Source organism: Sphingomonas olei (assembly GCF_045369765.1).
Lineage (GTDB): Bacteria > Pseudomonadota > Alphaproteobacteria > Sphingomonadales > Sphingomonadaceae > Sphingomonas > Sphingomonas panaciterrae.
This window is the reverse complement of sequence record NZ_JBIQEU010000018.1, coordinates 24,979-48,386: the sequence shown is the minus strand read 5'-3', so window position 1 is coordinate 48,386 and position 23,408 is coordinate 24,979. Positions and strand designations below refer to the sequence as shown.

General features: G+C 64.8%; 22 protein-coding genes. 2 read left to right on the top strand and 20 right to left on the bottom strand.

What is annotated here, in order from left to right; translation table 11 throughout:
• Position 1 precedes the first annotated feature (1 nt).
• From mobF to ACH0BU_RS15155, 3 genes are read right to left on the bottom strand one after another with little or no spacing between them, the layout of a single operon-like run.
• Positions 2-3,076, bottom strand: a complete 3,075-nt coding sequence (mobF, locus tag ACH0BU_RS15165) for a MobF family relaxase (protein ID WP_016509811.1) — start codon at positions 3,074-3,076, stop codon at positions 2-4.
• 3 nt (positions 3,077-3,079) lie between these two features.
• Positions 3,080-5,569 carry a type IV secretion system DNA-binding domain-containing protein gene (locus tag ACH0BU_RS15160; protein ID WP_037447302.1) on the bottom strand — a complete coding sequence of 830 codons (2,490 nt, stop codon included), beginning with the start codon at positions 5,567-5,569 and terminating at the stop codon, positions 3,080-3,082.
• A complete protein-coding gene (locus ACH0BU_RS15155; protein ID WP_016509826.1) occupies positions 5,556-5,846 on the bottom strand; it encodes a hypothetical protein in 291 nt (96 codons plus the stop codon). Before ACH0BU_RS15155 ends, ACH0BU_RS15160 begins: the two co-directional genes overlap by 14 nt.
• A 524-nt stretch (positions 5,847-6,370) precedes the next feature.
• Between ACH0BU_RS15155 and ACH0BU_RS15150 the strand changes: the two genes are divergently transcribed.
• Entirely contained in the window at positions 6,371-6,589 is a 219-nt protein-coding gene (locus tag ACH0BU_RS15150) for a hypothetical protein (protein ID WP_037447303.1), read from the top strand.
• 177 nt (positions 6,590-6,766) lie between these two features.
• On the opposite strand, the gene ACH0BU_RS15145 is transcribed toward ACH0BU_RS15150, so the two are convergent.
• The 3 genes from ACH0BU_RS15145 to ACH0BU_RS15135 all read right to left on the bottom strand — a co-directional run bounded on the left by ACH0BU_RS15145 (position 6,767) and on the right by ACH0BU_RS15135 (position 9,692).
• The gene (locus ACH0BU_RS15145; RefSeq protein ID WP_066711003.1) at positions 6,767-7,390 is read right to left on the bottom strand and encodes a hypothetical protein; all 624 of its coding nucleotides are present in this window, start codon (positions 7,388-7,390) and stop codon (positions 6,767-6,769) included.
• A 556-nt stretch (positions 7,391-7,946) separates the two neighbouring features.
• Positions 7,947-8,114, bottom strand: a complete 168-nt coding sequence (locus ACH0BU_RS15140; RefSeq protein WP_156028549.1) for a hypothetical protein — start codon at positions 8,112-8,114, stop codon at positions 7,947-7,949.
• Positions 8,115-8,699: 585 nt separating this feature from the next.
• Positions 8,700-9,692, bottom strand: coding sequence for an SLOG family protein (locus tag ACH0BU_RS15135; protein ID WP_037447491.1), 993 nt, complete (start codon positions 9,690-9,692; stop codon positions 8,700-8,702).
• Between the two features lie 1,201 nt (positions 9,693-10,893).
• Here ACH0BU_RS15135 and ACH0BU_RS15130 point away from each other — a divergent pair.
• Complete coding sequence (locus ACH0BU_RS15130; RefSeq protein WP_239024946.1) at positions 10,894-12,612, top strand: reverse transcriptase/maturase family protein; 1,719 nt, start codon at positions 10,894-10,896, stop codon at positions 12,610-12,612.
• A 198-nt stretch (positions 12,613-12,810) separates the two neighbouring features.
• On the opposite strand, the gene ACH0BU_RS15125 is transcribed toward ACH0BU_RS15130, so the two are convergent.
• The 14 genes from ACH0BU_RS15125 to ACH0BU_RS15060 all read right to left on the bottom strand — a co-directional run bounded on the left by ACH0BU_RS15125 (position 12,811) and on the right by ACH0BU_RS15060 (position 23,404).
• Positions 12,811-13,284 carry a hypothetical protein gene (locus ACH0BU_RS15125; protein WP_037447312.1) on the bottom strand — a complete coding sequence of 158 codons (474 nt, stop codon included), beginning with the start codon at positions 13,282-13,284 and terminating at the stop codon, positions 12,811-12,813.
• A gap of 138 nt (positions 13,285-13,422) precedes the next feature.
• Positions 13,423-13,761 (bottom strand): single-stranded DNA-binding protein, encoded by a 339-nt coding sequence (locus tag ACH0BU_RS15120; protein ID WP_010409121.1) that lies wholly within the window; start codon positions 13,759-13,761, stop codon positions 13,423-13,425.
• Between the two features lie 688 nt (positions 13,762-14,449).
• On the bottom strand, positions 14,450-14,857 hold the full coding sequence (locus ACH0BU_RS15115) for a hypothetical protein (RefSeq protein WP_035386729.1): 408 nt from the start codon (positions 14,855-14,857) through the stop codon (positions 14,450-14,452).
• The gene (locus ACH0BU_RS15110; protein WP_016510718.1) at positions 14,832-15,143 is read right to left on the bottom strand and encodes a prevent-host-death family protein; all 312 of its coding nucleotides are present in this window, start codon (positions 15,141-15,143) and stop codon (positions 14,832-14,834) included. Before ACH0BU_RS15110 ends, ACH0BU_RS15115 begins: the two co-directional genes overlap by 26 nt.
• Positions 15,144-15,282: 139 nt before the next feature.
• Positions 15,283-15,759, bottom strand: a complete 477-nt coding sequence (locus tag ACH0BU_RS15105) for a DUF736 domain-containing protein (RefSeq protein ID WP_037447318.1) — start codon at positions 15,757-15,759, stop codon at positions 15,283-15,285.
• Positions 15,760-15,939: 180 nt separating this feature from the next.
• Complete coding sequence (locus ACH0BU_RS15100) at positions 15,940-16,392, bottom strand: hypothetical protein (protein ID WP_037447321.1); 453 nt, start codon at positions 16,390-16,392, stop codon at positions 15,940-15,942.
• A gap of 321 nt (positions 16,393-16,713) precedes the next feature.
• The gene (locus tag ACH0BU_RS15095; RefSeq protein WP_037447324.1) at positions 16,714-17,235 is read right to left on the bottom strand and encodes a DUF736 domain-containing protein; all 522 of its coding nucleotides are present in this window, start codon (positions 17,233-17,235) and stop codon (positions 16,714-16,716) included.
• 165 nt (positions 17,236-17,400) lie between these two features.
• Positions 17,401-17,928 carry a hypothetical protein gene (locus tag ACH0BU_RS15090; RefSeq protein WP_197419142.1) on the bottom strand — a complete coding sequence of 176 codons (528 nt, stop codon included), beginning with the start codon at positions 17,926-17,928 and terminating at the stop codon, positions 17,401-17,403.
• Between the two features lie 113 nt (positions 17,929-18,041).
• Positions 18,042-18,560: a hypothetical protein gene (locus ACH0BU_RS15085; protein ID WP_024310585.1), complete on the bottom strand. Its 519-nt coding sequence runs from the start codon at positions 18,558-18,560 to the stop codon at positions 18,042-18,044.
• Positions 18,561-18,583: 23 nt separating this feature from the next.
• On the bottom strand, positions 18,584-18,841 hold the full coding sequence (locus ACH0BU_RS15080) for a hypothetical protein (protein ID WP_156444631.1): 258 nt from the start codon (positions 18,839-18,841) through the stop codon (positions 18,584-18,586).
• Positions 18,842-18,870: 29 nt separating this feature from the next.
• The gene (locus ACH0BU_RS15075; protein WP_231729953.1) at positions 18,871-20,691 is read right to left on the bottom strand and encodes a reverse transcriptase domain-containing protein; all 1,821 of its coding nucleotides are present in this window, start codon (positions 20,689-20,691) and stop codon (positions 18,871-18,873) included.
• A gap of 827 nt (positions 20,692-21,518) precedes the next feature.
• Positions 21,519-21,713 carry a hypothetical protein gene (locus tag ACH0BU_RS15070; RefSeq protein WP_024310583.1) on the bottom strand — a complete coding sequence of 65 codons (195 nt, stop codon included), beginning with the start codon at positions 21,711-21,713 and terminating at the stop codon, positions 21,519-21,521.
• A complete protein-coding gene (locus ACH0BU_RS15065; protein WP_037447332.1) occupies positions 21,710-22,258 on the bottom strand; it encodes a hypothetical protein in 549 nt (182 codons plus the stop codon). The genes ACH0BU_RS15070 and ACH0BU_RS15065 overlap by 4 nt, the downstream gene beginning before the upstream one ends.
• Before the next feature lie 24 nt (positions 22,259-22,282).
• Entirely contained in the window at positions 22,283-23,404 is a 1,122-nt protein-coding gene (locus ACH0BU_RS15060) for a phosphoadenosine phosphosulfate reductase domain-containing protein (RefSeq protein ID WP_037447334.1), read from the bottom strand.
• Positions 23,405-23,408 lie beyond the last annotated feature (4 nt).

Here is a 23,408-nt window from a genome sequence, read left to right as displayed (position 1 = left end):
CTCATAGCTCCAGTCCGATGTCCTTTTCGGGGTAGGGAAGTTCGATTTCCGGCTTCTCGACGCCGATCCGCAGCGATGCGGCTGCAAGGGAGGGATCGTTCTTGAAATCGGGCGGCTGCCGCTCGACGGTTTGGCTGACGTCGGCGCTCGGCTCGCCCCCAACTTTCTCCGGTCCGCGATCGAGGTCGGGCGGCAGCGAGGGGTTGAACGTCTCGCCCGCGCCTGCTTTCGCCGCTGTGCCGGCAGCGCCGCGATCGGGATCGATCGTCAGCGCGCCGGTGGTTTCGAGCGCCGAGGTCTTGTTGCCCTCGTTGCGCTCGATCGCGGCGGTCAGCTTCTCGCGGTCGTCGGTGAACAGCTGGATGTCGTCGCGGACGCGCGTAACGGTGACGTTGAACAGGCGTTGGTTGGAGAGGTTAGATTCCTTGTGGCTCATCACCGCGATCGCGGTATCGGTGGTGATGCCCTGCGCCGCGTGCATGTTGAGCGCGTAGGCGAGGCTGATCCGCTCCATCATCGGATCGCCCGCCTTCAGCTCGTGGAGCGTGCCGTCGCTCGCCTCGACCCTGATCCCCGACGGGTCGGCCGAGACGACGCGGGCGATGTCGTTGTTGTTGAGGCCGCGGTCCTTGTCGTTCTGCGTCCAGCGGATCCTGTCGCCTTCGTGCAGCCGGATCTCCTCGCGCTGCGCGAGCTGCATCGCATCGGTCTTGTCGACCGGCGATATCTTCTGCGGATCGAAGGTCCGAACCCGGTTGCCGATCTGGACCTGGACGCGGCCCTTCGCGTCGACGCCGAGCACGTCATAGGTGCCGGGGCTGAGGCCGAGTTCGCGCATGGCATGGCGCAGGTCGATCACCTGGCCCGGCTTGTAGGTATGCGCGTAGCGCAGTTCCTCACGCGTGACGTTGACCTTGTCGAGGACGGGCGTAACGACGCCCTCGCCCTTCAGCGCCCCCTCTGCGGCGAGGCCGTCCTGGATGCGCACGTTGAGCTCGGCGCGGGCGACGCGGCCCGAGGAGAACATCGCGGTGGTCTCGCGCTGTTCGGTGGTTAGGCCCAGCCAGTGTTCGGCCGCGGCCTTCACATGCTCGGGGTTGGCGGTGACCTTGTCGCCGAGCATCGCCATCGCCTCGCGCACCTCGCCACGGTTGGTCAGCGCAGCGACGGTGCGCAGCTGCTCGGTGCGCTGGCGCAGATTCTCGTCCATCCGCGCCATCGTGATCCCGCCGGCCTGCGCGAGCGCGAACGCCTTGCCGGCGTCGACCGCGGTGATCTGCTGGCGATCGCCGATCATCAGGAAGCGATCGACGCCGAGCGCATTGGCGATGCCGACCAGGTGCTTCATCTGGTCGGAACCCACCATCGAGGCTTCGTCGAGGATCAGCGTCGTGCCGGCGAGCGCGTCGCGCGCGCCGTCATAGCCCGCTCCCTTCCCAGCGAGCGCGTGGCGGGCATAGCTGTGGACGAACGAGGAGACGGTGCGGCTCTCGATCCCGGCTTCCGCGCCGAGGCGATCGGCGGTCGCCTTCATGAGCGCGAGGCCGACCACCTTGCCGCCCTCCTGCTCGACGTTGCGCGCGACGCTCGCCAGCATGGTCGACTTGCCGGCGCCCGAGACGCCTTGGACCGCGACGATACGATCGGCGGAGGTCAGCGCCATCGTCGCGGCCGCCATCTGGCCTGCGTTGAGTTCCTTGTCGCCCGATGCGGCGTTGATCCGCTCGATGACGGTGTCGGCGGAGACGATCACCCGCCCCTCCCCCTTGCCGCGCTCGATCTCGGCAAGGATACCGCGCTCGGTCGCGAGCGCCTCGGGCGTCGTGACATGGGTGACGACGCCGTCGATCCGGTCCTCCTTGCCCGGGATCAGCTTCTCGTTGCGGATGAGCTCGGAGACGCGCGCGTCGACATGCGCGGCGGTGACACCCTTCAGCCCGAGGTCGAGCGCGGTCCGGGTGATGTCGGGCACGGCGAACGCGGCTTCGCGCTGGGCATGGATGCGGATCGCGGAGGCGACGGCGTGCTGGGCGCGCAGATCCACCGGCGCGATGCGCAGTCGGTCGAGACCGCTGGCGACGAGCGGATCGGCGGATCGGAACCACTCGCCCAGGCTTTCGCGGATATTGGCCAGGACGTCACCGAGGCGCTCCATCGGTCGTGGCTGGGCATCGAGGCCGCTAGTGCCGGCACGCTCGCGCGCGGCATCGACCAGTGCCTTGCCGTCGAATCCGAGCGCGGCCGCCCGGTCACGCCATTCCTGGCGCAGGGCATCGCGATCCTCGACGTTCAGCTTGGCGTCGCGGGTATTGTTGGTCACCTTGCGCAACGCCTCGGCGGAGGTGACACCGAGCTCGCCGGCTTTCGCCAGGATATCGGCGCGCCGCTGGCTGAAGGTGTCGATCACCTCCTTAGGCACGCCGGCGATCTCGAACTGGCCGTGCTTGCCGGTGACGCTTGTTTCGTAGCCGATCTTTGCCAGCTCGGCGCGAAACTGGGCGTGATAGGCCGCGCCGATCGTGGTGTTGTTCTTCCAGAGTTGCTGGTTGTGGAGCGCCTGCCATGCCCCGTTCGCCATCTTGGTCATGTTGGCGATAAGGACGTGGATGTGGCCCTGCGGATCGAGAGCGCGGCTCGTGTCGTGCTGGAACAGCGCATAGACGAGGTTGCCGGTACGCACCGCATCCCCTGACCTGGACTGATCGTAGGTGCGGCCTTCGGCGAAGGTCTTCTCGACCCAGCCCATCGTCGCCTTTACCGCGTTCATATGCGCGGTGAGCACACGGGCGTCGCCGGCGACATAGGCCATGACGCTCGCCGATTTCGGCATCGAGAATGTCAGGTCGACGCCTAACCGCCGACCCTCGACCTGCCCGACCTTCTCGCCATCGGGCATCTCGCCGTTGAGGATCTTCTCGAAGTCCTCCTTGGTCACCTCGCCCTTGAGGCCAAGATCGGCCGCGCCCACCCCGCCCCAGGCGGTCGCCTCGGACGAATGCTCGGCGGTGTAGTAATCGTCCTTGGCGAAATACTGCGCCGCGCCGGAGGCGGATTTGACGGAGGCGACCGACAGCATCGGCTACATCCCCATGTCCATGTCGTCATCGATCTCCGGCGAATGATCCGGGCCATGATGACGATGGTGGTGATCGGGATCGCGCTGCGTCGCAAACCCATCGCGCAACTCACGGGTCGCTTGGTCCTCATGGCGGTTGCCATCTTGCCGACCGAGATCAGAGCCACTCATTGGTCGTTCGGCGTCCGATCGTTGCGCGTTCGGGCCTGCCGTGAGCGTTGGCGACGCCCCCGGATCGGGAAGCCTCAGACCGATCCGCGCGTCGCGCACCTTTTCGGACGCGACGGGAACCGCTGGCTCCGCTGCGCGGACGGCATCGGCGCCGGTTGGGCTGGTCGTGACGCCCTTCCCGGTTACCTGATCGATCACCACCGGCAGCGCCCCGGTGACCTCCATCGCCGCAGCCGCCTTCTCCGCCTCGCTACGGGGCTTCTCGGGCTGAGCGGCGGTCAGGTCCGGCTGTTCTCGTTCCCTTGCCTCTACGCCTCCCACGGGCCGCGTGGGGGTATGTTCCCGGCCGCCCTCACCCCCCTCATCCGCGACCTTGTTCCGGGCGGTCTGACGACGCCGGTCTTCCGGCGAGACGTATTCGGTCGGCTTGAAGTTCTTGCGGGGAACCGCCCCCGGCGCGACCTCGGCATAGGACCGGTACTTGAGTTCGATCCGCGCAGCGGGGAAACCGTCGGGAAACTTCACGAAGCCGTGGAGCGACGGCAGGTTGTTGATGTCGTCGGGGATGACCAGCGGTTCGATCGCGGTACGCGGTGTGAGCGTCGAGGCGTCGCGGGTATTGTTGTAGCCGTAGCTGTATGCCTCATCCATCTGACGGACTTCCCGGCTGCCGATGAACTCGGAGCATTTCTCGGCCGTCGTGCGATCGGCGGTGGCGAGGATCAGCTTGGTGCGCGCGAGGCCGGTGAGCGCGGTCGCGTTCTGCAGGCCATAGGTCGCGACCAGCTTGTCGAACGAGTGGATGCCGAGGACGAACGCGCCTCCGAAGTTGCGCGCCGACTGGAGGCCATGCTCGATGCCGGGCAGCGCGTGGAGCGCGTGTACCTCGTCGAACAGATACCAGGTGCGCAGATCGCGCGTCTTGGGCAGGCGCATGAGGTTGTTGACCGCGAGGTCGATCCACAGCGTGAACAGGCCGCGGGTCATCTCCAGGTCATTGTACGAGCCGGTAATGAACATGATCGAGCCGTCACGATTGTCGGTCGCGATCCAGTCGCGGATCGAGAAGGCGGGCGGGCCGCCCGGGACGGGGTCCGGCATGAAGCGCAGCGCCTGTCCGTTGACGTTCAGGACTGATCGGATCGACTCCGCCATGCGGGCCGCTTTCTCCGTCGTCAGCGGGGCCGCGATCGTGTCGTCCAGCTTGGCGTTGATCGACTTCAGGTCAGCCTGCATCAGGTGATGCGCGATGGCGGCATTGTTGGCCTCGCCCATCTCCTGAAGCTTCAGGCACATCTCGATGAACAGCATGCGTGCGGCGTTCTGCCAGAACGGCTCCTTGTCGTCGGGATGCGAGGGGATGAGGGCCGAGGCGGCCGACACGAAGTCGGCATAGTTGCGGCACTCGTCGAACAGCGTCCACGGCGCGCAACGCTCGTCCATCGGGTTGAGGATAACGTCGGTTTCGGGGTTGTAGAATGTCTCCACGAACACCCCGGTAAGGTCGAAGATGACGGCGCGATGCCCGCGCGCACGAAGCTGCGAGACGTGGCTGCGCAGCTGCGTCGTCTTGCCGGTGCCGGTGGTGCCGATGAGCATGGTATGGCTCTGTTCGAGCCGCCACGGATAGGGGATGCCGGCGATCGTATAGGGAACGTGGATGCCCCGGTCGATGCGATCGAGGATTGGAGCCTTGGCGACCAGCTCCGGGACGTATGGGGGCTCGTGCTCGGCGCACTCGGTTCGGAACCTGCGCCGGTTGTGGCCGCTGACGGTTTTGACGAGGACATCTCGCTCGACCAGCAGGGCGCCGCGGTTATGGCGTTCCTGGAGCATGTCGCTGCCGCGCTTGTTGGCCCACATGATGAACCACATGATGAGCGGAGCGGCGATGAAAGCCGACATGACGAGCGTCGTCAGGAAGATTTTGATGGTTTTAGCCCAGGCGTGAACGACATGGGGCTCGTAGGGAACGTAACCGATCGGAACTTTCGTCACGACGCCGTTGGGCAGGGTCAGGTTGATAAGGTGGAATCTGTCCGCGCCGACCCATGTCCAGATCGCCGAGTAGAGTTTCATCAGGTCGAGCTGGAACTCATGCTCGGCGAGGCCCAGCCAGACGAAGATATTGAACAGGACGATGAACGTCCCGAGCCAGATCCAGATCGGCACCTGGAGGCCCGCCCAGGTCATCTTGTACTGGCTGGCAAGCAGCTGCGAACCGCGGGTGAAATTGCCGGAGTTGCGGGTGATCCGCCCCCGCGCTGAATGGTGCTTTACCGTCGCCGCCTGACCGTTGAACCGGATATCATCGCTGCGCATGGTGAACCTCCACGCGCTCCTGGGCGATGTCGATGATCTTCTCCGCGTAGTCGGGATGCTCGCGGGTAACGATGAGGTCCATCGAAGCCGACAGTTGCTCTAGGATGAGCAGGACGCGACTGACGTTGAAGGAATGGCTCGCGACCGCCAGTGGAAGTCCGAAATGAAAGACTAAACGGGACGCCTCCGAGCGAGAGCATCCACGCTCTTTCGCGAAGCTGTCCAGGGTCGCAACAGCCTGACTCGAAAGCCTGAAGCCGACGTGGTGTGTAGTCATGATCCATCCACTCAACTGGTGGATGGTGGGGATTTCGGAGCCGGAGGTTTAACACGCGATTTCAGACATCGCCATAGAAAACGTATTACATGCCGAGAACGTCGAACTAGACGCTATTTCAACGGGTTAGCGAACTCCGGCTAGGCTTTTCCACCATGAGAACACGACACACCCTGTGAACAGACCGTATTTCAGGCACTTAACCTGCGGCGTGCCGCGTACGGTGTGCAAATCCTTAGGGACTGTCGCGGTGGTGGTGGCATCATGGCTGGATGTCCGATCATTGGACCGGACTCCGGGAGGGAAAGCGCCGCAGGCAGGCGATCATCGGGCAGGACCGAAGGGGGTTGGGCGGAGCAATCCCGCCCCACGACGGACCTGGCCGCAGGTCAGTGTCCGTCGCCCCATGCTGGTCCGGTAAAACCGGACCAGCGAGCGAGTATGGTTGTCGCTATTGTGCAGCTGGGTAGGTGCTGGCATCGTACAACATGGAGGCTGGTTCACGATCAGAAAAGGCATGTCGAATGGCACGGAGTATCGAGCAGGAACGGGCGCAGCTTGAGGCCGATGAACAGCGGCTCAACGAGCGTCGCAAGCAACTCGCCGATCGCGAGCGATCGGGGTTGTTGAAGGAGGTTGAGAAGTCGGGGCTGATGAAGGCCGATCCAGCCCAGTTCAGCGCCATCATCGGGGCGATCAAGAAGCTCGGGATCGACGAGACCGTGAAGCGCCTGACCGCGTAGCGGGTCAGCGCAGGAGCGGGCTCAAGCCCATCAAGCAAAAAAGGGGAGCAGCCGTAAGGCGCTCCCCTTTTCAATGCCTGGCCGAAGCTGGCGATGCTTCGGTCCATTGAGGCAAAAGAATGGGGAGCATCGAGGCGAAGCCCGATGCCCCCCGACGCGATGGTGACTGGAGGGAGGCTATCCCCAGACCATGCGTATCTCGTCACTGGTAGCGGCCTGAGCCGCGAGCGAGTCGAACCGCTCGAGGTAACGGCCATCATTGAGGTGGCCTAGATCGCGGCGGACGTAAGGCTGACCCAGAGTATCGCGCAATTCGGTAATGGGTATGCTGCCGCGATTGTCGTCGGCAAGCCGGAGCGCGTCGAGGACGCGATAGGCGTTGCCGTTGGCGAGGTTGATCTCCGATGCGCCGTCGGGCGTGGTGGCGACGTGCATGGTGATCGTGCGGGTTGCATCGTCGCGCCAGAAGCGGACGTTGAGTCCACGAAACTGGGCTTCCTCGACAACGGAGATGACACCAACGTCGTGATCGAAGATCGCGCAGATTGATGCGAGCGACCAGGGGCACACGCGGGCTTCGAACGAGCACGACACCAGGGGGTCATCGTCCTCGTCTTCGAGAAGCTGGCCACGCTCCCGGGCGAAGGCGCGGAACGCGGCGAGCTGGCGGGCGGTGATGACGGCGGGCGCGGCATCGGCTTTCCGATCGACGCTGAGGAAGAAGGTGATCGACATGGTCTGTCTCCCATTGGAACCATCATCCCCGGTTTCCCTCCCCTTCCGATCCGTCAGGATCGGCATGGCCGATCACGGGGTCATGGGTCGGTCCGCAGGACCGGTTGCCCGAGCGATGCGTAGCTGGTGCTCGCAATGCGCAGGCATTGCGGCACCGCGAGCGAGCCGGGCATTGGTCGGACTGCGCCGGTCGATGCGTAGCGAGCGCGACACGCGCAGGCGTGGCCGCGATGCGAGCGAGACGGGCGCGGTCGATAAGCGGGTGCGATCGGCACGAGCGAGGCGTAGCGAACCGGCGATCCGAAGGGATCGTCGTGAAGCGAGCGAGCCGTGCCGGTCAGCCCATACTCGATCGCATCGGCACGGCGCGATGCGCAGCGGCAGCGCAGGCGATGCGACGGCATCGCCGCGCCCGCCAGCGAGCCGTGCCGATGCCGCAGTCGAGACGCCGGCTGAGCCGCGACGGTCGATGCGTAGCGAGCGTGACACGCGCAGGCGTGGCCGCGATGCGAGCGAGGCGATGCGACGGAGTGACAGATCGATCCCGGCACCGGCGAGGCGTAGCAGGCAGTGGCAATGCGACGGCATTGCCCTGCCGCGAGCGAGCCGTACCGATCCTCCGTCAGGGATCGACCGCGTCAATTTCGATCAGGCGTGCGGTGTCGGTCCACGAGATGATCTCATAGTCGTCCGACATGTGGGTGTAGTGGCCACTGCGAACCTCGCCGATCGTCGCGCATGTTCCGTCCGCCCAGAGTGCGTAGTCGTCGTTCGAGATGGGGTCGGTCATGTCATTCTCCTTTTGCTGACGCGAACCGTCCGGCATGCGGTGTTCAGGGCGGTTGATGCCGTTGACCGGGAAGCCGTGGCGAGCGCAGCGAAGGCAGGGATCCCGGTCAACGCTCGAGAGCGGGGGAACCGATTTTGTGCTGGCGGTCCGCTGAGCGGAGCGATTGCGGACGGGCAGCGCAAAATTTGGGGGATCGCGAAGTCTCGACGGCCCGTGATACCCGCATGCCATTCTGTAGTGAGGCGAGCAAAGGATAGCCCTTTCGGGGTCGCACCGGGGTTTTCCAAGGGTCGCATCGGCCGAGGCGTAGCGCGCTGGTCATCGCACTCAGCGATGACCGCTAAGCGAGCGAGGCGATGCGACGGAGCGACAGATCGATCCCGGCACCGGCGAGGCGTGGCAGGCAGCGGCAATGCGACGGCATTGCCCTGCCGCGAGCGAGCCGTGTCGATCCGGCAACGCGGTGCGATCGACCGCAAGGTCAGTCCCACGCGGCGCGATGGGGCTCGATGCCCCGGAGCGCCGCCCAGGGCGACGTAAAAAAGGGGAAGGACTCCGGTTTCCCGGAGCCCTTCCGTGAGTGCGTCAGGCGCGACGGCCGCGCTGGCTGGGCTGCACCGGCGCCTGTCCGTCCTTGCGGAAGACGTGGAGCGGTACGCCGGCGGTTCGCAGCTTGCGCGCGAAGTCGATCTGGACGCCCGATCCTTCGCAGACGATCGCTTCGACGGGACGCAGCGAGGCGATGCGGTCGTTGCGCAGGAACCCGCCCCGGTTGCCGTGGCGCTTGTCGAGGAACATGCGCACCAGCTTGACCTCGCGCGAGGCCGCCCACGACGCTGCGATGGCGTCGGCACCCTTGTTCATGGCGGTGGTCATCAGGACCATCGACGGGATGCGACGCTTGATCTGGTCGAGGCGTTCGAAGAGCTGCTCGTGGTCGTGCCATTCCATGCCGCCCGAGAAGGCGACAATCGGGCCGCTCGGGTTGTGCTCGTCCCGACGCTTTGCCGCGCGTGCCGCCAGATAGTCGGCACCGTCGATCATCGAGGCGGTCAGCTTGGACGACACCCTGCTGCCGCGGACGGTCGAGAAGGGCCGTCCGGTCTCGACGCGATACACGTTCCCGGCGTGGTCCCGCATGCAGCGCATCGCCTCGGCGCAATTCTCGAGGGTCTGGCAGAGCAGCTGGGTTTCTTCGAGTTCCACCGCGTAGATCTCCGAGGGGTCGTAGCTGCGCACCAGGTCGCCCAGCTTCTTGGCGGCGTCATCCTCCCGCCCCTCGATGCGCTTGGCCACCATGTGGAAGCTGTTGACGAAACCCCATGCGAGATCGGCGGCGAATTCTTCCATGCGGGTGTCGCGGAACACGTCGAACATCGTCGCCAGCATCTGCTCGACGGCGTGCGCGGCCTGCTCCGGGTCGGGCATGTCCAGCTTCTCGGCTTCGCTGACGATGGAAAGCTTGGCCATCTCGCTCGCCTCGATGAACGCCCCCTGATAGGTCTCGGTGGTGTCCTCGTCGGCGCGGCGCTCGTTGATCGCGCGGCCCATGTCGTTGAAGTTGCTGTACTTGGTCATGATAGCCTCCATGAGTTGAAAATCTCACCTTCTCTCGGTGAGGAATCTCATCCGGCATGCGGCGGTCAGGGCGGTCAGGGACGTTAACCGGGAAGCCGCGGCCCGCAGGGTCGCGGACCCCGGTTAACGCTCGCGCGCGGGGGAGCCGATTTTCTCGTGCCCTGGAGGCGGAGCGAAGCGGAGGCGGAAGGGTGCGTGAAAATTGGGGGGACCGCGCGTCCTTGACGGCCCGCCAACCCCGCATGCCAGACTTCCTCATCACAGAGAGAGAAAATATTATGTTGTGGTGGGCACGCCGGGTCGGACCGAGCACGGGCGGCGGTGATGCGCCGCCAGGCGCAGCGCCGCAAAGGCAGCGCCAGTGAGCCCGGGAGGGCGAGCCAGCTGCCGCCGCCCGCGCGCAGGACGCCCGGCGCCGGCATAGGGATCGTCACCCGCAGGGCGTGCGCCGTTGTGGCGCGAAGAAGAAAGGAGTGTTCGAATGAACTGAGCTTACTGGCGTAGCTTATGCCTGACCGACTTACCGGTGCTGGTGATGAACCGGCTGAAATTCCGAAAGGGAAACGGGACCATAGCATGTCGGGGGAATGGATCGAAGTCGGGTGCCGCAACCTGACGGTTGACCAACAGGCAAGGTGTGCATGGTGAAGACTGGATTGTCTAAATCCCAGATTCCAGCGGCTATCAGGTTGGCGATGGTGAACGCGGTTGTCACACCATTCCGAGCGGAGCGAGGAGCACGTCCCAGTGAATCGCTGCCAGTCCGCTCGGCGCAGCCCCGGTAAGGGGATTAAGGAAACGAACGGGGCACCTAAACACGCCGCGACTCCTCACTCGCGCAACTGCGGGATCGCCTAAACAGGACGGCTTGTTCGGACCTGCATGGCGACGGAGCCGTCATAGTAGTCAAATGCCCGGTGTAATGGCCGGGACAGCCGCCGCGAGGCGGACGGAGCAGCGGTATAAGCGGGAGTGATCCTTGTCGAAATCCGCAGCATCCGGGCGAAGGACGGCAGTTCTGTAACCTCGATGGATCAAAGGAAAGGGATTGCTGATGCAAACCGCTACTATCCTGAGACGGATCGAGAAGCTTCCGGCCCTGTCGAGGGCGGGCAAGCGGATCAACGGTCTCCACCGCCTCATGCGGTCCCGCTGCTTATATGAGCGGGCCTATGACAGAGTATCCCGGAATCGGGGTGCCATGACGCCGGGAGTAGACGGCCAGACCTTCGACGGCATGACGCTGGCAAGGCTTGATCGTTTGGTCGAACGCGTGGCGGAAGGCCGTTACCGCCCTCGTCCAGTGCGGCGGGTCTATATCCCCAAGGGCAATGGTAAAATGCGCCCATTGGGCATCCCTACGGCGGATGATCGCATCGTTCAGGAGGCGGCGAGAATGATCCTCGCGGCGATCTATGAGCCTGTGTTCTCGAAACATAGTCATGGGTTCCGCGCGGGTCGCTCCTGCCACACGGCTCTCGAAGAGATCCGCAAAACCTGGACGGGTGCGAAATGGCTGATCGAAGTGGATGTTCGCGGGTTCTTCGACAACATCGACCATGACATCCTGCTCGGCCTCTTGGCCCGGCGCATCGATGATCCTGTGTTCATCGATCTGATCGGAACAATGCTCAAGGCAGGGTGCATGGACGAATGGAAGTTCGAACGGACCTATAGCGGCACTCCACAGGGCGGGGTCATCTCGCCCTTGCTTGCCAACATCTATCTCCATGAGCTTGACTTGTTCATGGAGGAAATGCGGGCGGGCTTCGACAAGGGCGTCAAACGGCGGGCCAATCCTGCCTATGCTGCTCAGGGCCAGCAGATCGCCGCACTTCGTAAGAAGATCGACGCAATCCGTGCCGGTGGCGCGGACGAGGCAGAAGTCCGGGCCTGTCTGGCTCGGATCGAAGCCATCAATCGGGATCGACGGAAAATATCATCCGTCGATCAAATGGACCCCAACTTCCGCCGCCTGCGCTATTGCCGCTATGCCGACGACTTCCTTGTCGGTGTGATCGGCAGCAAGGCGGACGCCGTCCGGATCATGGCCGATATACAGCACTTCCTCGCTGAGCGGCTCAATCTGGCGGTATCACCGGAGAAAACCGGGGTTCGCGATGCGTCGAAGGGATCGCCGTTCCTTGGCTTCCATGTATGCGCCTTCACGTTGCGCTCCGCCGGCACGATGGCGGGACGACAGAAGGTCGGCGGTGGGATGCGTCGCGTCCTTCGTCGGCCAACGCGGGGGAATATCAAGCTGTGGGTGCCACGGAATCGGGTCTATGGGTTCTGCAGGCGGAAAAAGCTCGGCAACCTCGACAAGAGGAATGGCCGAGCACGTCCGCAGTTCCTCGACTCCAGTGTCGCGGAGATTATCGTTGCCTATAACTCGGAGTTTTGTGGCTTCGCCAACTATTATGCGATCGCCGATGGCGTAAAAGCATCGCTCGACAAACTTGAGCTGGTCATGTTCAGGAGCTTGTTGGCGACGATAGCCTGTCGACGGCGTACGAGTAGAAGGCAGGTCATGAAATCCCTGAAAATGGGGGCGGACTATGGTGTCACCACCATGGTCCGGGGCAAACCGCGCGTCCACAAGGTGTGGAAGCTGAAACATCTGATCGTGAAGACGTGGGGCAATCCCATCGTCGATACCATCACGGTCGGCTCGCGCATTGCGCAGAGTTCGAACGACCTCGTTACCCGCCTCACCGCTGAAGAATGCCAAGCATGCGGCGATACCGATGGACCGTTCGAGATGCATCATACTCACCGCCTGAAAGACAAACGGGGCGACCAACTGACACTGTGGAAACAATCGGCGCGGCGGCGCAGGACCATCGTTCTGTGCCGCAAATGTCACGTCGCACACCATGGTGGGCGGATGCCCGACAGAATGGAGAGCCGTGTGCATTGAAAGGTGCAAGCACGGTTCGGGGGGAGGCGCTGGGGCGTCCTCGAAAGAGGCGTCTCGCGCCCACCCTACGGAGACCCCGCCAGGGGGCTCCGTGAGGCCCGCCAGGGCCGAATAGAGCCCGGTCCCGCCCACAAGGCGGGACGCCCCGCCCTGCCCCTCTACGGCCGTCCCACAGCCAGCACAGCAGGATCAGCAGGATCAGTCCCATTCATACTCGCCACCGTCATCCCCGGCATCGTAATCCGGCATCTCCTGGATTCCCGGGTCGTCTGGATCGCGGTTGGCATCGGGGTCCTCGCCGTGCGGGTCGGTCTGGATATCCGGTTCGGTTGCGAACCGGATATCTTCACCGATCCGGTCAGCAATGTCCGGCTCGACCGCGCTGTCATCGTCTAGCCAGCAGGAACGCGGACACTGGAGCAGCTGGTGACCACGATGGACGAAGGGCTGGCCGTTCATCAGGATGGGTCGCTCGGCGAGACGCCGGCAGGGTTCATTGCGACGGTTGCGGAAGCCGTACGGCACCGCCAGCGGGGCGAGCGCGACGGCATTGCCGTCGTGGTCGCCGCCGGCGGGTGCCGGCTCGTCGACCCGAGCGACCGGGTCCGGTGCCGCAGGTATCGGCTCGGGCGCGAACGGGTCGCCGTCGAACATGTCGCGCTGGACGGTCATGGTGCCGGACCTTTCAGGTGAGCGCGCGCTGGCGCAAGGCCGCGGTGCGAAGCACCGTGGGCGAGGCGTCCTGCGCGGGCGATGATGAAGCATGCGCGAAGGGCGACGCCCGCAGACGCCGCCCGGTTCGCTGGCCGGTCAGTAGAACTCGGCGCGATCGGCGATGATCTCGCAGCCGTAGCGGTCGTTGCCGTCGCTGTCCTGCCAGCGGGTGTAGTGCAGGCGTCCCTCGATGGCGATGAGGTCGCCCTTCTTGCGGTTGCCGGCGATCGCCTTGGCGAGGCCGTTGAAGCAGGTGACCTTGTGGTATTCGGTCTCCTTGACGGTGAAGCCGTCGTCGCCTTTGTAGGTGTGGCCGTCCTTGTTGAGCTTCGGGCGATCGGTCGCCACGAAGATGGTCGCGACGCTGGTGGCGCGATTGACTTCGCGCAGTTCGGGGGTGCGGGTCAGGCGGCCGACGAGGTTCACGTTGTTCATGGCATTGCCTCCTTGGGTTGGTCGGCGGTCCGTCCGCCGGTGTCACCTGAAGGGCGTCGCGGTTCGGGGCGTCGCACCGGAGGGCGAGCTGGGCCGGCGCGCAGGCGGCGGGCCTGGTCGACCGGAGGGGAACCCCTTTTGCAGGGGTGGTGCGGGCAGCCGCGCGAAGCGCGGCAACACGGCCCTGCCAAAGGGGTTGCGAGGCCCCGGGGCGCGGCGCAGGTGACACGAAACGGCGGATGGGCCGTCGATCAGCCCAAGGTTCCCGCAGGCATTGCCATGGACAAACCTCGTGAACCGCTCATGTCGGTCGCCTGACCCGTACCCCCGAACGACCCGGCGCGAAGGCAGGCGTGCCGCCAGCGTCGCTCGCTGACCGACGTGGTGCCGCTCCGAAGCTCGACAAGGACGGCCGCGCCCGGGCGACGACGCACCGGCAAGGAGACCGGATGCCGCAAGGTCGCCCGACGGCCGACCCTCGCCAGGGCGATCGCCGGCAACCGCATCGGACCTGGGCGTCCTCATCGCCATCGGGGTTAAACGCCTGCCGATACCCGCTGGCAGGACAGCGACGGCTTTACGCGCCGCCCGGCTGCGAGATCATCGCCGATTGTGATGATCTATCCGTCCGGTCAGCGAATCGGGCGGCGTCTGCGGGCGTCGTCCTTCGGGTTGGCGTAACCAACGGTCAGCGTCGATCGGTTACCCGGACGGCGCTTGCCTGGACGGCACGAACGATCTTCTGAAAATACGTCGGGGGGCACCGCCCATAAATGAAGCTGCCGGTCCTCAGGTCGATGACATCATGGCCGCGCCAGTCGAAATCGTTGACGTCGTTGACGACGACGTGGCTTTCGCCGGCGCGCGGCAGGCCCATAGCCTTGGCGACCGGATCGGGTATCCGGTCGCTGCGAGAGGATCGCGCCTCCCCCTTCGTCGTGATGGGTACGACCGCGACGCCTCTGGCATCTGACGCGATTACCAGAACCGGGCGTTCCTTGACGCCCTCGTCACGACCGGCAGCCGCTTCATGGGCAAACAGATAGATGTAGTTGATGACATCGCCGGGTTCAGGCGGCGGTGTCGACGCGCTCACGCTCCCACCGATCGTCGGCGAGTTCGGCTTCTGTCGGGAGCGAGGCTTCAAGACGGGCCGCGAAGTCATCCGGGAATGTCCCTTCGGTATAGACCCGGCGATTGCCGTGGATCGCGCGGAGCGCAGCTTCGGCGCGGTCGAGGTAATCGGCGCTGACGACGGCGGCGAAGCGCCGGTTGCGCTTGGTCAGGATGACCGGCGCGAGCTGGCTCTTGTCGACGTAGACGCCCGGGGTCTTGTGGAAATCGGTGAGATTGACGGTCTCGTCACTGGCGGTAGCAGCCATCAGTGCCTCCTGTGGATCACGCGCATTATACGCAGTATGCGCGGAATAGCCAGAAACGACAACAGGGACCGCTTCGGTGATGAAGCGATCCCCGTCGGGGTGGCGACACGGGCGACGCATCAGCGCCGCCCGATGCCGGTCAGACCGTTTCGTCGACCGGCGCGGTGCTGGCGCCCAGACCGTCGCCGGTGTCATCGCCGGCGCCCGAGGTCGCCACGTCACGGCCATCGGCGGTGAAGGGCAGCGCGGGTTCGCCGTCATCCGCCTTGACGCCCAGCGCGGCACCGACGTCGCGGCGCTTCTGGGCGCGCTGCCACACGACGTTGTACGAGCCGTCGTCTTGGCGGAAGGCCGAGACCTGCAGCGGCGCGGCGAGCGACGGATCGTCGATGCGGCCGTTGAGGAACGCCTCGCCGGTGTTGTTCGAGGTGAGTTCGAAGAACGCCCCGACCTGCACCCACGTCCGGCCCGGGGTAAGCGCGTGGATCTCGTAGCGCGGGGCGCGCGGGTTGGACGACTGGACCGGCTTGAGCGCAATCGTCATCGCGACCGCGAGGGTGGAAATGCGGCCCATGAAAATGCCCGCGTCGTTCTGCTTGATCTGACCGATGTTCATGACGTGTCTCCTGTGATGTCGTGCTGGACCCCATGTCCTCGACACCGATCTTCAATCCTCCTCCCCTCCCCGGCCCTTCGGCCGGGCAGGGCGCGATGAGCGCCCCTCACCGACCGCGTCTTCACGCGGACGGTGGATCGTGCGGGACGCGGACCGGGCCTGATTGGGAGGTTGTCAACTTCAGGAGTTGGTTGGGACGATCGTCAGTACGGGCGGTTCGAACGATCCGAGGGCGAAATGCTTCAAGATCGCCTCATAGGAGCCGAGTTCGCGGGCTTCTTCCTCGCTGATGAGCGTTTTGCCGTCATCGGTCGCGTTGAAGGAGTGTCGTGGCCCTTCGCCGACCCAGATAATGGTTTCAGGGTTGAATGACCCGGCTGATCCGTCGGTCCAGCACACGAAAGGGAGATCGTTGGTGCAGCAGAATTCCTCGATCTCGTCGACATCTCCGATTGTCACATCGTGCGCTCGCATTCGGAGATGCTCGCCGGATTTGATGTCGTCGTCGGAGAGTGCTTCGCCCTCCCACTCAAGAGTGAGGCCCGAGGCATTCGCCAGTTCGATGAGTTTGGGAACTTGGTCGGCGGGCAGATTTCCCCCGATCGTAATTGAGACGGAGACGCGGTCGGCCATGTCGGGACCTCGTGATGAAGTGGACGTGCCGGTCCCGCGAGCGGTGTCATCACCATTCGCCCGGCTATCCATTCATCACCCCCTTCCCTTGAGCGTGGCCCAGGTTAGAACTGCGATATCCTGTGCTTATACGGCGATAAAGCGAAGGAATAGCTAAATTATCGATCCGATACGGTGTTGAATCGGGACTGGAGCCCATGAAGCAAAAAAAGGGCGACGCCGTGTGCCGGCGTCGCCCCGAGTTTCGGCGTGCGGGAGCGAAAGGGGGCGCGCCCGTGCGCCATGCGGTGCCGTGAGGGAGTGCACGGCACCGGGGGTGGATCAGGCGTCCTCGGCGACGCGCTGGCGGCGACCGCGGCCCTTGCCGACCGGCTCCTCGACCGGGGCGGTGGTTTCGCCCAGTCCGGTGTCGGTGGCGGCCGCATCGGGGCCGGGACCGTTGTCGACCGGGCCGCCATCGGCGCCGAACGGCGGCGACAGATCGTCATCCGCCTTGACGCCGAGCGCGGCACCGACGTCGCGGCGCTTCTGGGCGCGCTGCCAGACGACGTTGTACGAGCCGTCGTCCTGGCGGAAGGCCGAGACCTGCAGCGGCGCGGCGAGCGACGGATCGTCGATGCGACCGTTGAGGAACGCCTCGCCGGTGTTGTTCGAGGTGAGTTCGAAGAACGCCCCGACCTGCACCCACGTCCGGCCCGGGGTGAGCGCGTGGATCTCGTAGCGCGGCGCGCGCGGGTTGGACGACTGGACGGGCTTCAGTGCGATCGTCATCGCGACGGCGAGTGTGGAAATGCGGCCCATGAAAATGCCCGCGTCGTTCTGCTTGATCTGACCGATGTTCATCGTAACGTCTCCTGATGTCGTGCTGGACCCGATGTCCTCGACACCGATCTTCAATCCTCCTCCCCTCCCCGGCCCTTCGGCCGGGCAGGGCGCGATGAGCGCCCCTCACCGACCGCGTCTTCACGCGGACGGTGGATCGTGCGGGACGCGGACCGGGCCTGCCGATCATCGGCCGATCTTGTCGGTCAGGGCGGTGCCGATATCGGCGTGTGCCGCGGCGAGCGCGCCGATCGCGCGGCTGACGACGTCGGTCGCCTCGTCGCTCGGATCGATGCACCAGCATTTGCCGGCGTGGCGGATGTCGATCAGCCGGTCGGATTTGTTGTCGATCCCGAAGGTGTAGCCGTGACGCTGGTCTAAGCCGGCGACGGTGACGTCGGTCGTTTTGGCCTTGATCGTGACGACGGGCGCGACCGCGGGGGTCAGCAGCACGGTATCGCGCGGCGTTTGCGCCTGTGGGACCAGCGCGGGTGCGGGCGGCTTGCCGAGCGACGGCATCTTCGGGATCGGCACGAGGCCGTTCACCGCGTCCTGCGCCATGTCGGCCGCCATTGCGGTCGCCATGAAGATGGCGGTGCGCGCGAGATCCTGGGCGATGGCTTCGCGGTGCGGCTCGGTCAGCGTCGGCAGGAGGTGGCAGAGTTTGGTGTCGAGCGCGAAGGCGACGGGCTCGGCGTTGGGATCGATGCACATGATCGTGACCTTTCGGCAAAATGCCCGGACCCCATGTCCAGGATGCCGATCCGGTCCCTCTCTCCTTCCGGCGCAGCCGGTGCCGGCATCGTCGCGGGGCGATGCCGTGTCGTTCAGCGAGGCGGTCGCGGATGTCGCATGAGGCGCTTCCTGGCGCTCGACAGGTGATCGATCGAGCGTTGCAGGAAGAAGGCGTGCGCGCTGTCGGATTCGAGTGAGCCCAACCGGTTTTCGAGCGTCTTGATGCGGTGGTCGATCGCGTCGATCGTCAGCATGATGTCGTCGAACGAGAGCGCGACGACGGTCTGCGGATAGGGATAGGGCAGCGCCGGCGCGACGAAGGCGAGGAAATGGGGCTGCACGGGCAAATGGTGCAGGAGGGCGGTCGCGACCGCGCGGCGGATCTGGGAGGCGCCGTGGACGAGTTCTGCTAGCAGCACGTCCATCGCCATCGGGCGGACGATGCGCAGTGCGCCGGGGTCTAGGGTGACGGCGATCGGATCGGTCGAGGCGAGACCGATGACGCCCTCCGACAGGATGGCGAGAACGTCGCCTTCCTCGATGCAGGGACCGTCATCGAGACAGGCGTCATGCGCGGCTTCGCTGGTGTCGAAATAATGGACGCGGTACATGCGCTGGTCCTTTCTCGCTGGGATCAGGAATATTGCGGGCGACGCGCGGGAAACCGCGCGGGCGGGAGGCCGGAGAAGCTGAAGGCGCGGAAGCGTCCGCCGGTGTAGGCGGCCGAATCCACCGGCGGGCGATGCCGCTGCAGGCGGTCGAGCAGGCGATTGGCGCGGCGCATCGCCGCGACCGCGGCCTTGTCATGGTAATGGAGGGCGATCACGCGGACGAAGGTGCCGGTATCGTACCGTAGGGTAGGCAGGGTGGCGTCTACGAGAGAACACCCCACTGCCCCCCTCCGAACCGGACGTGCAACTTTCACTGCATCCGGCTCTCCGCTCCGGGCACTGTAGAACGAAAGTCCGGCAGCTTCCCTGCATGAAGGAGTTGATGACAGGGCGCGCAAAGCGGCCTCGTCTTCCGGGCCCGTTCGGCGTGAAGCCTCCGGAACACCGGCCCATCCCTCATGCGACGCACGGGGTTGCTGTGGTGAAGATGGAACGGTCCATCGGTGCCGCCACATGCGGAGCATGCTTGGGCGAGCACTCGGTCAGTCAGGTTGGTCCTGCTTAACCGAAGAGCTTCCGTGCGAGGCGTGTTGTCGACCGACGGCCAGAACACCGGCCTACGATCGAGTTCCGCCAGTCGCCAAACCGCGATCCTCCTCTCATCCCTCCCAACGCCGATACGCACTACGTACCTGCCCGGGCCAACCCTGAGGCGCCGGAGCGAAGCCATTAGGCTTGTCCGATGCTTGTGCGCGAGCGTCTTGAACAGACTACCGCGCCAGAGAAACTCGAGCTTGTTGAGTGCGCCTTTCACATCCACGGCCAAGGCATAGTAATTTGCAAAGCCGCGAAGTTCGGCGTTGTAGACCTTGACGATCTCCGCATCATCCATGTGAAGCAGGCCCGGACGGTGCACAGCCCGTCCCAAGTCGAACTGACCATAGCCGTGCCTCTGGCTGAACGATTGCACCTTGTCGCGCGGGACCAGCAACTGAATTTGATCCGTCACCGTCCGCTTGACTGCGACGATGCCCGTCCGTGCCCGTTGTTTGACGAGCCGGTCGGACGCCGTGCGAGTGCGCACGTCGTAGCCAAGGAACCTTGCTCCCTTCCGAGCCTCGCGGATCCCGCTTTTCAACGGGGACGTTCGGAGCTCAAGCTCGCTCGCGAGGAAGCCCTCGATGGCGGCCTTGATCTCTTCGGCCTCGGCCCGGCTGCCGATAACCCCCAGAAGGAAGTCGTCGGCGTACCGGACGTAGCGAAGGCGTCGAAAGTCTGGATCGAACGGGTCCGTCGCGGGTAGCTTGCGCATCGCCGCGAGCGTCTCCTTTATTCGGTCCAGCCATGGTTGGATTTCATCAACCTGCCCTTTGTCACGCAGCGCAGCCACGCGCTTCCGGGCGTACTCGGAACGGCGCTGAAGGTGCCTGTATTCCGCCGATTTGCGACGTTGGGCACCCTTGTCGAAGCCAGCGACGAGCCCTTCCACATAATGGTCAAGCTCGTGCAGGTAGACGTTCGCGAGCAGAGGCGAGACGATGCCTCCTTGCGGCGTGCCACTATAGGTTTCGTGGAAACGCTGCTGCTCCAGATACCCTGCCTTCAGCATCGCACTGATGAGAGCGGTAAACCGCCTATCATCAATGCGACGTTCAAGCAGGCTCAACAATTTCTCGTGAGAGATGTTGTCGAAGTATCCTTCGACATCGACTTCGATCAGCCACTTCACGCCCTTCCATGTCTTGCGGACATGGTCGAGCGCCGTGTGACACGACCGCCCCCGTCGAAAGCCGTGTGACCGATCAGAGAAGATCGGTTCATAGACTTCGTTCAGGATCATCCTGACCACTTCCTGCACCAGTCGGTCGGTTGCAGTCGGGATGCCGAGCGGTCTTGTTTTACCGTTGGTCTTGGGGATGTGGACGCGCCTGACCGGCTGCGGGCGATACGTGCCCGCCGAGAGTTGCGCGATCACCGCATCGATCCGGCTTTCGTCGAGATCGGTTACGGCCTCACGGTCGATGCCGGGGGTCTCTGCCCCACGGTTCTGTTGGATGCGGCCCAAAGCTTCCACCCACAAGGAGCGGGATAGCAGCAGTCGGAACACACCGTTCACACGTTTGCCGGTCAAGGCAATCGTTCCAAGTGATTCCAGCCTTTTCAAGGCGGCACAGGGTTGCATCAGCAGACCTCCGCCCTGGTTCGATGCTGGATCGAAGCTGCCGCACTTCCCCCGCTCGGTTGCGCTTTCGCTCGGGTCACCCCGAACTTATACGGCCGACCGTCCCTCACCGAGGCAAGGGCTGTCCCGGCAATTACGCCGGGTGTTCGGGTAATATTGCGGCTCCGCCGCCATACAGGTCGATAACTCGACCAGCTACAGGCGGTCCCGTAGTTACGCGTGAAAGGAGATAAGCTAACGGTCTTAGGTGGCCTTTTCATCTCTAGTCCTCCGAAGGAGGTCACGCCGACAAGGTTGGCCGGTCAAGTCGATGGTACGGACTTGGCCGCTTCTCGGGTCCGAGCTGGTAGAGTGGACCCGACGCGTCGGTGCGGGGTTTCAGTCGCTTTCCTCGCCGCCAAGGGTTTAGGCCGCGAGAGATTGGGCTTCACGCAGTGTAGCGTTCACCATAACCGTCTTGCCCTGACCCGTTGCTTCAATGCGACTATTCACTTTGGGCCTTTTCCGAGCATGCTATGGTCCCGTTCTCCTTTCGAAGTTTCAGCCCGAGGGCACCGGTAAGCTCGGTGGGCAGATGCCATTGCCAACAAGCATCACGTCATCAGACGCACTCCTTTCTCGCGCCACAACGGCGCACACCAGCCCCCCTCCTCGGGGCCACCCCACTCACGGTCGATTTCGTAGAAGGCGAGGATGCTGCGCATTGGGTTAACTCCGGTTGTCACCGGGTCGGATGATCCTCCCGGTTCACAACAGCCGGTCCGCCTTCCCCTTCCTCAGACGTCCGGTGCGTCGTCGGGACGCTGGTGGCGCAGCGCACGCGCGAGCGCCCGCTTGCGGGCGGTCGCCGCGGCGCGCGACGGATAGGCGCCCGAGAGGCGCGAGGGGTGCGAAAGGCTGTTGTCGAACACGACCCACCCCGTTGCGGTATGGGCGACGTGCATGCCGTCGCTGCGCGAGGGCGCGGTCATGACGGCCGCGCCCGCCTGACCGCGGCCTCGGCCGTGAGTTGGCCGGCAAGGGCGTTGCGATCCGAGGCGATCCGGCTGTCGGGCGCAGCCACGACTTCGGCCGCGCGGGTCAGCAGAGCCGCGAGGTCGGTGTCCGACATCGGCGCCGGTTTGGTCGCGGATCGCGCGGGTTCTTCCCCAGCCTTGTCGAGCATGAGCACGAGGATCGAGGGCTTGATGTCCTCGTCGAGCGGGCGACTGTCGGCGACGAACCTGCCGCCACGCGTGATCGCGAACGCGTTGAAGGTGGGTGATACCCCGTTATCGGCGTTGGGGATCGTGGTGCCGCGATCGTGGAACTGGATGTCGATGAAACGCGGCGGGCCACCATAAGTCTTTTCGAGAAAGCAGAAGGTCACGCGGCGACCCTCGCTGGTCTTCGCCGTGATCGTGAACGCGCCGTCAGGCACGTCGATGGGCTTGTGCGGCACGTCGTTGTAACCGGCGAAGCCCGCGGCGATCGCGTCGTCGCGCGTCATGACGGGGAGATCGGTGATATCGGCCATGTCGGGACTCCTTGATGATGGGGATCAGGCGGCGCGTTTGACCGTGATGAGGTCGGCGAAGCGGTCACGGACCGCGCAGGCATCGGGATAGAGGTTGGCGAGACCGTGCCGAGCGAGGATCGGCGCGCGCGAAGCGGCGACGACACCGGCCTCCTCGATGGTGGGGACGCGCGGTGGCCAGCCTCTGACGTAGCGAAGGTCGGGCGGCATCGCGCTTTCGAGCCGTCGCCGTTCGGCCGCATCGGCCTTGGCAACGGTAATCCGGTTCCTCAAATTACCTGGTATGTGGCGCGGTGCGACGTCGGCGAGCCAGCGCGCGGGCTGGAACGAGAAGGTCGAGGTCGCCTCGAGGTCGACCAGGTGAAGCAGCGCGGGACGATTTGCCGGTGCCGAAGCCGATGCCTGGGCGTCGCCGAGCGACTGGAGGACGCAGAAGCGGCACGACAGTCGCGACGACTGGTAACAGGTGTAGGCGACGTGCAGCGGGATGCCGAGCGTATCGTGCGCGGCGAAGACCTGTGGTGTCGTCCAGTGCGCGATCGGGTTCCACAGCATCATCGCGGTGCCGTGGGGATTGCCGGCAGCGGCGTAGCGCGCGTCTGCTTTCCATTCGGGTGTGCGTGACCGAGCGATGCTCTCGTCGCGGCGCAGTCCCAGCACGTTGATGATAGTCTGGCCGCGCAGCAGTCTGGCGAGGTGCGGCCCGATGACATGGGCCTTCATCTCTGAGGTGCAGAAGCGCAGCGCCGAGGATGACCAGGGACCGATCAGATTATAGGTTTCGAGTGCCTCGTAGCGCGCCTTGCCGTTGGCAAAGCGCGTGGCCCAGCGGTCGAACAGGTCGCCGGCGTTGCGCCGGACGATCGTCAGCGGGACGCCGGCGTGGGCCGCGAGATCCTCGACCGTCGCGGGCGTTTCGTCCCATTCGGCACGGCCGAGGTCGGCGTGAATGGCGATACGCCGCTCGCGCGGATGGCCGAGCGCATCGAGGATCAGGTTGACCGCGAACATCGCGGCCGAGCTGTCCTTGCCGCCCGAGAGGTTGAAGACGATCCATGCGCCGCGTTCGACCGCGTCGAGGATGGCGGGCGGCAGGGCGAGGGCCGGAAGGCCGGCGACCAGGCCGCGTCCGATGTCGATGAACATGGCC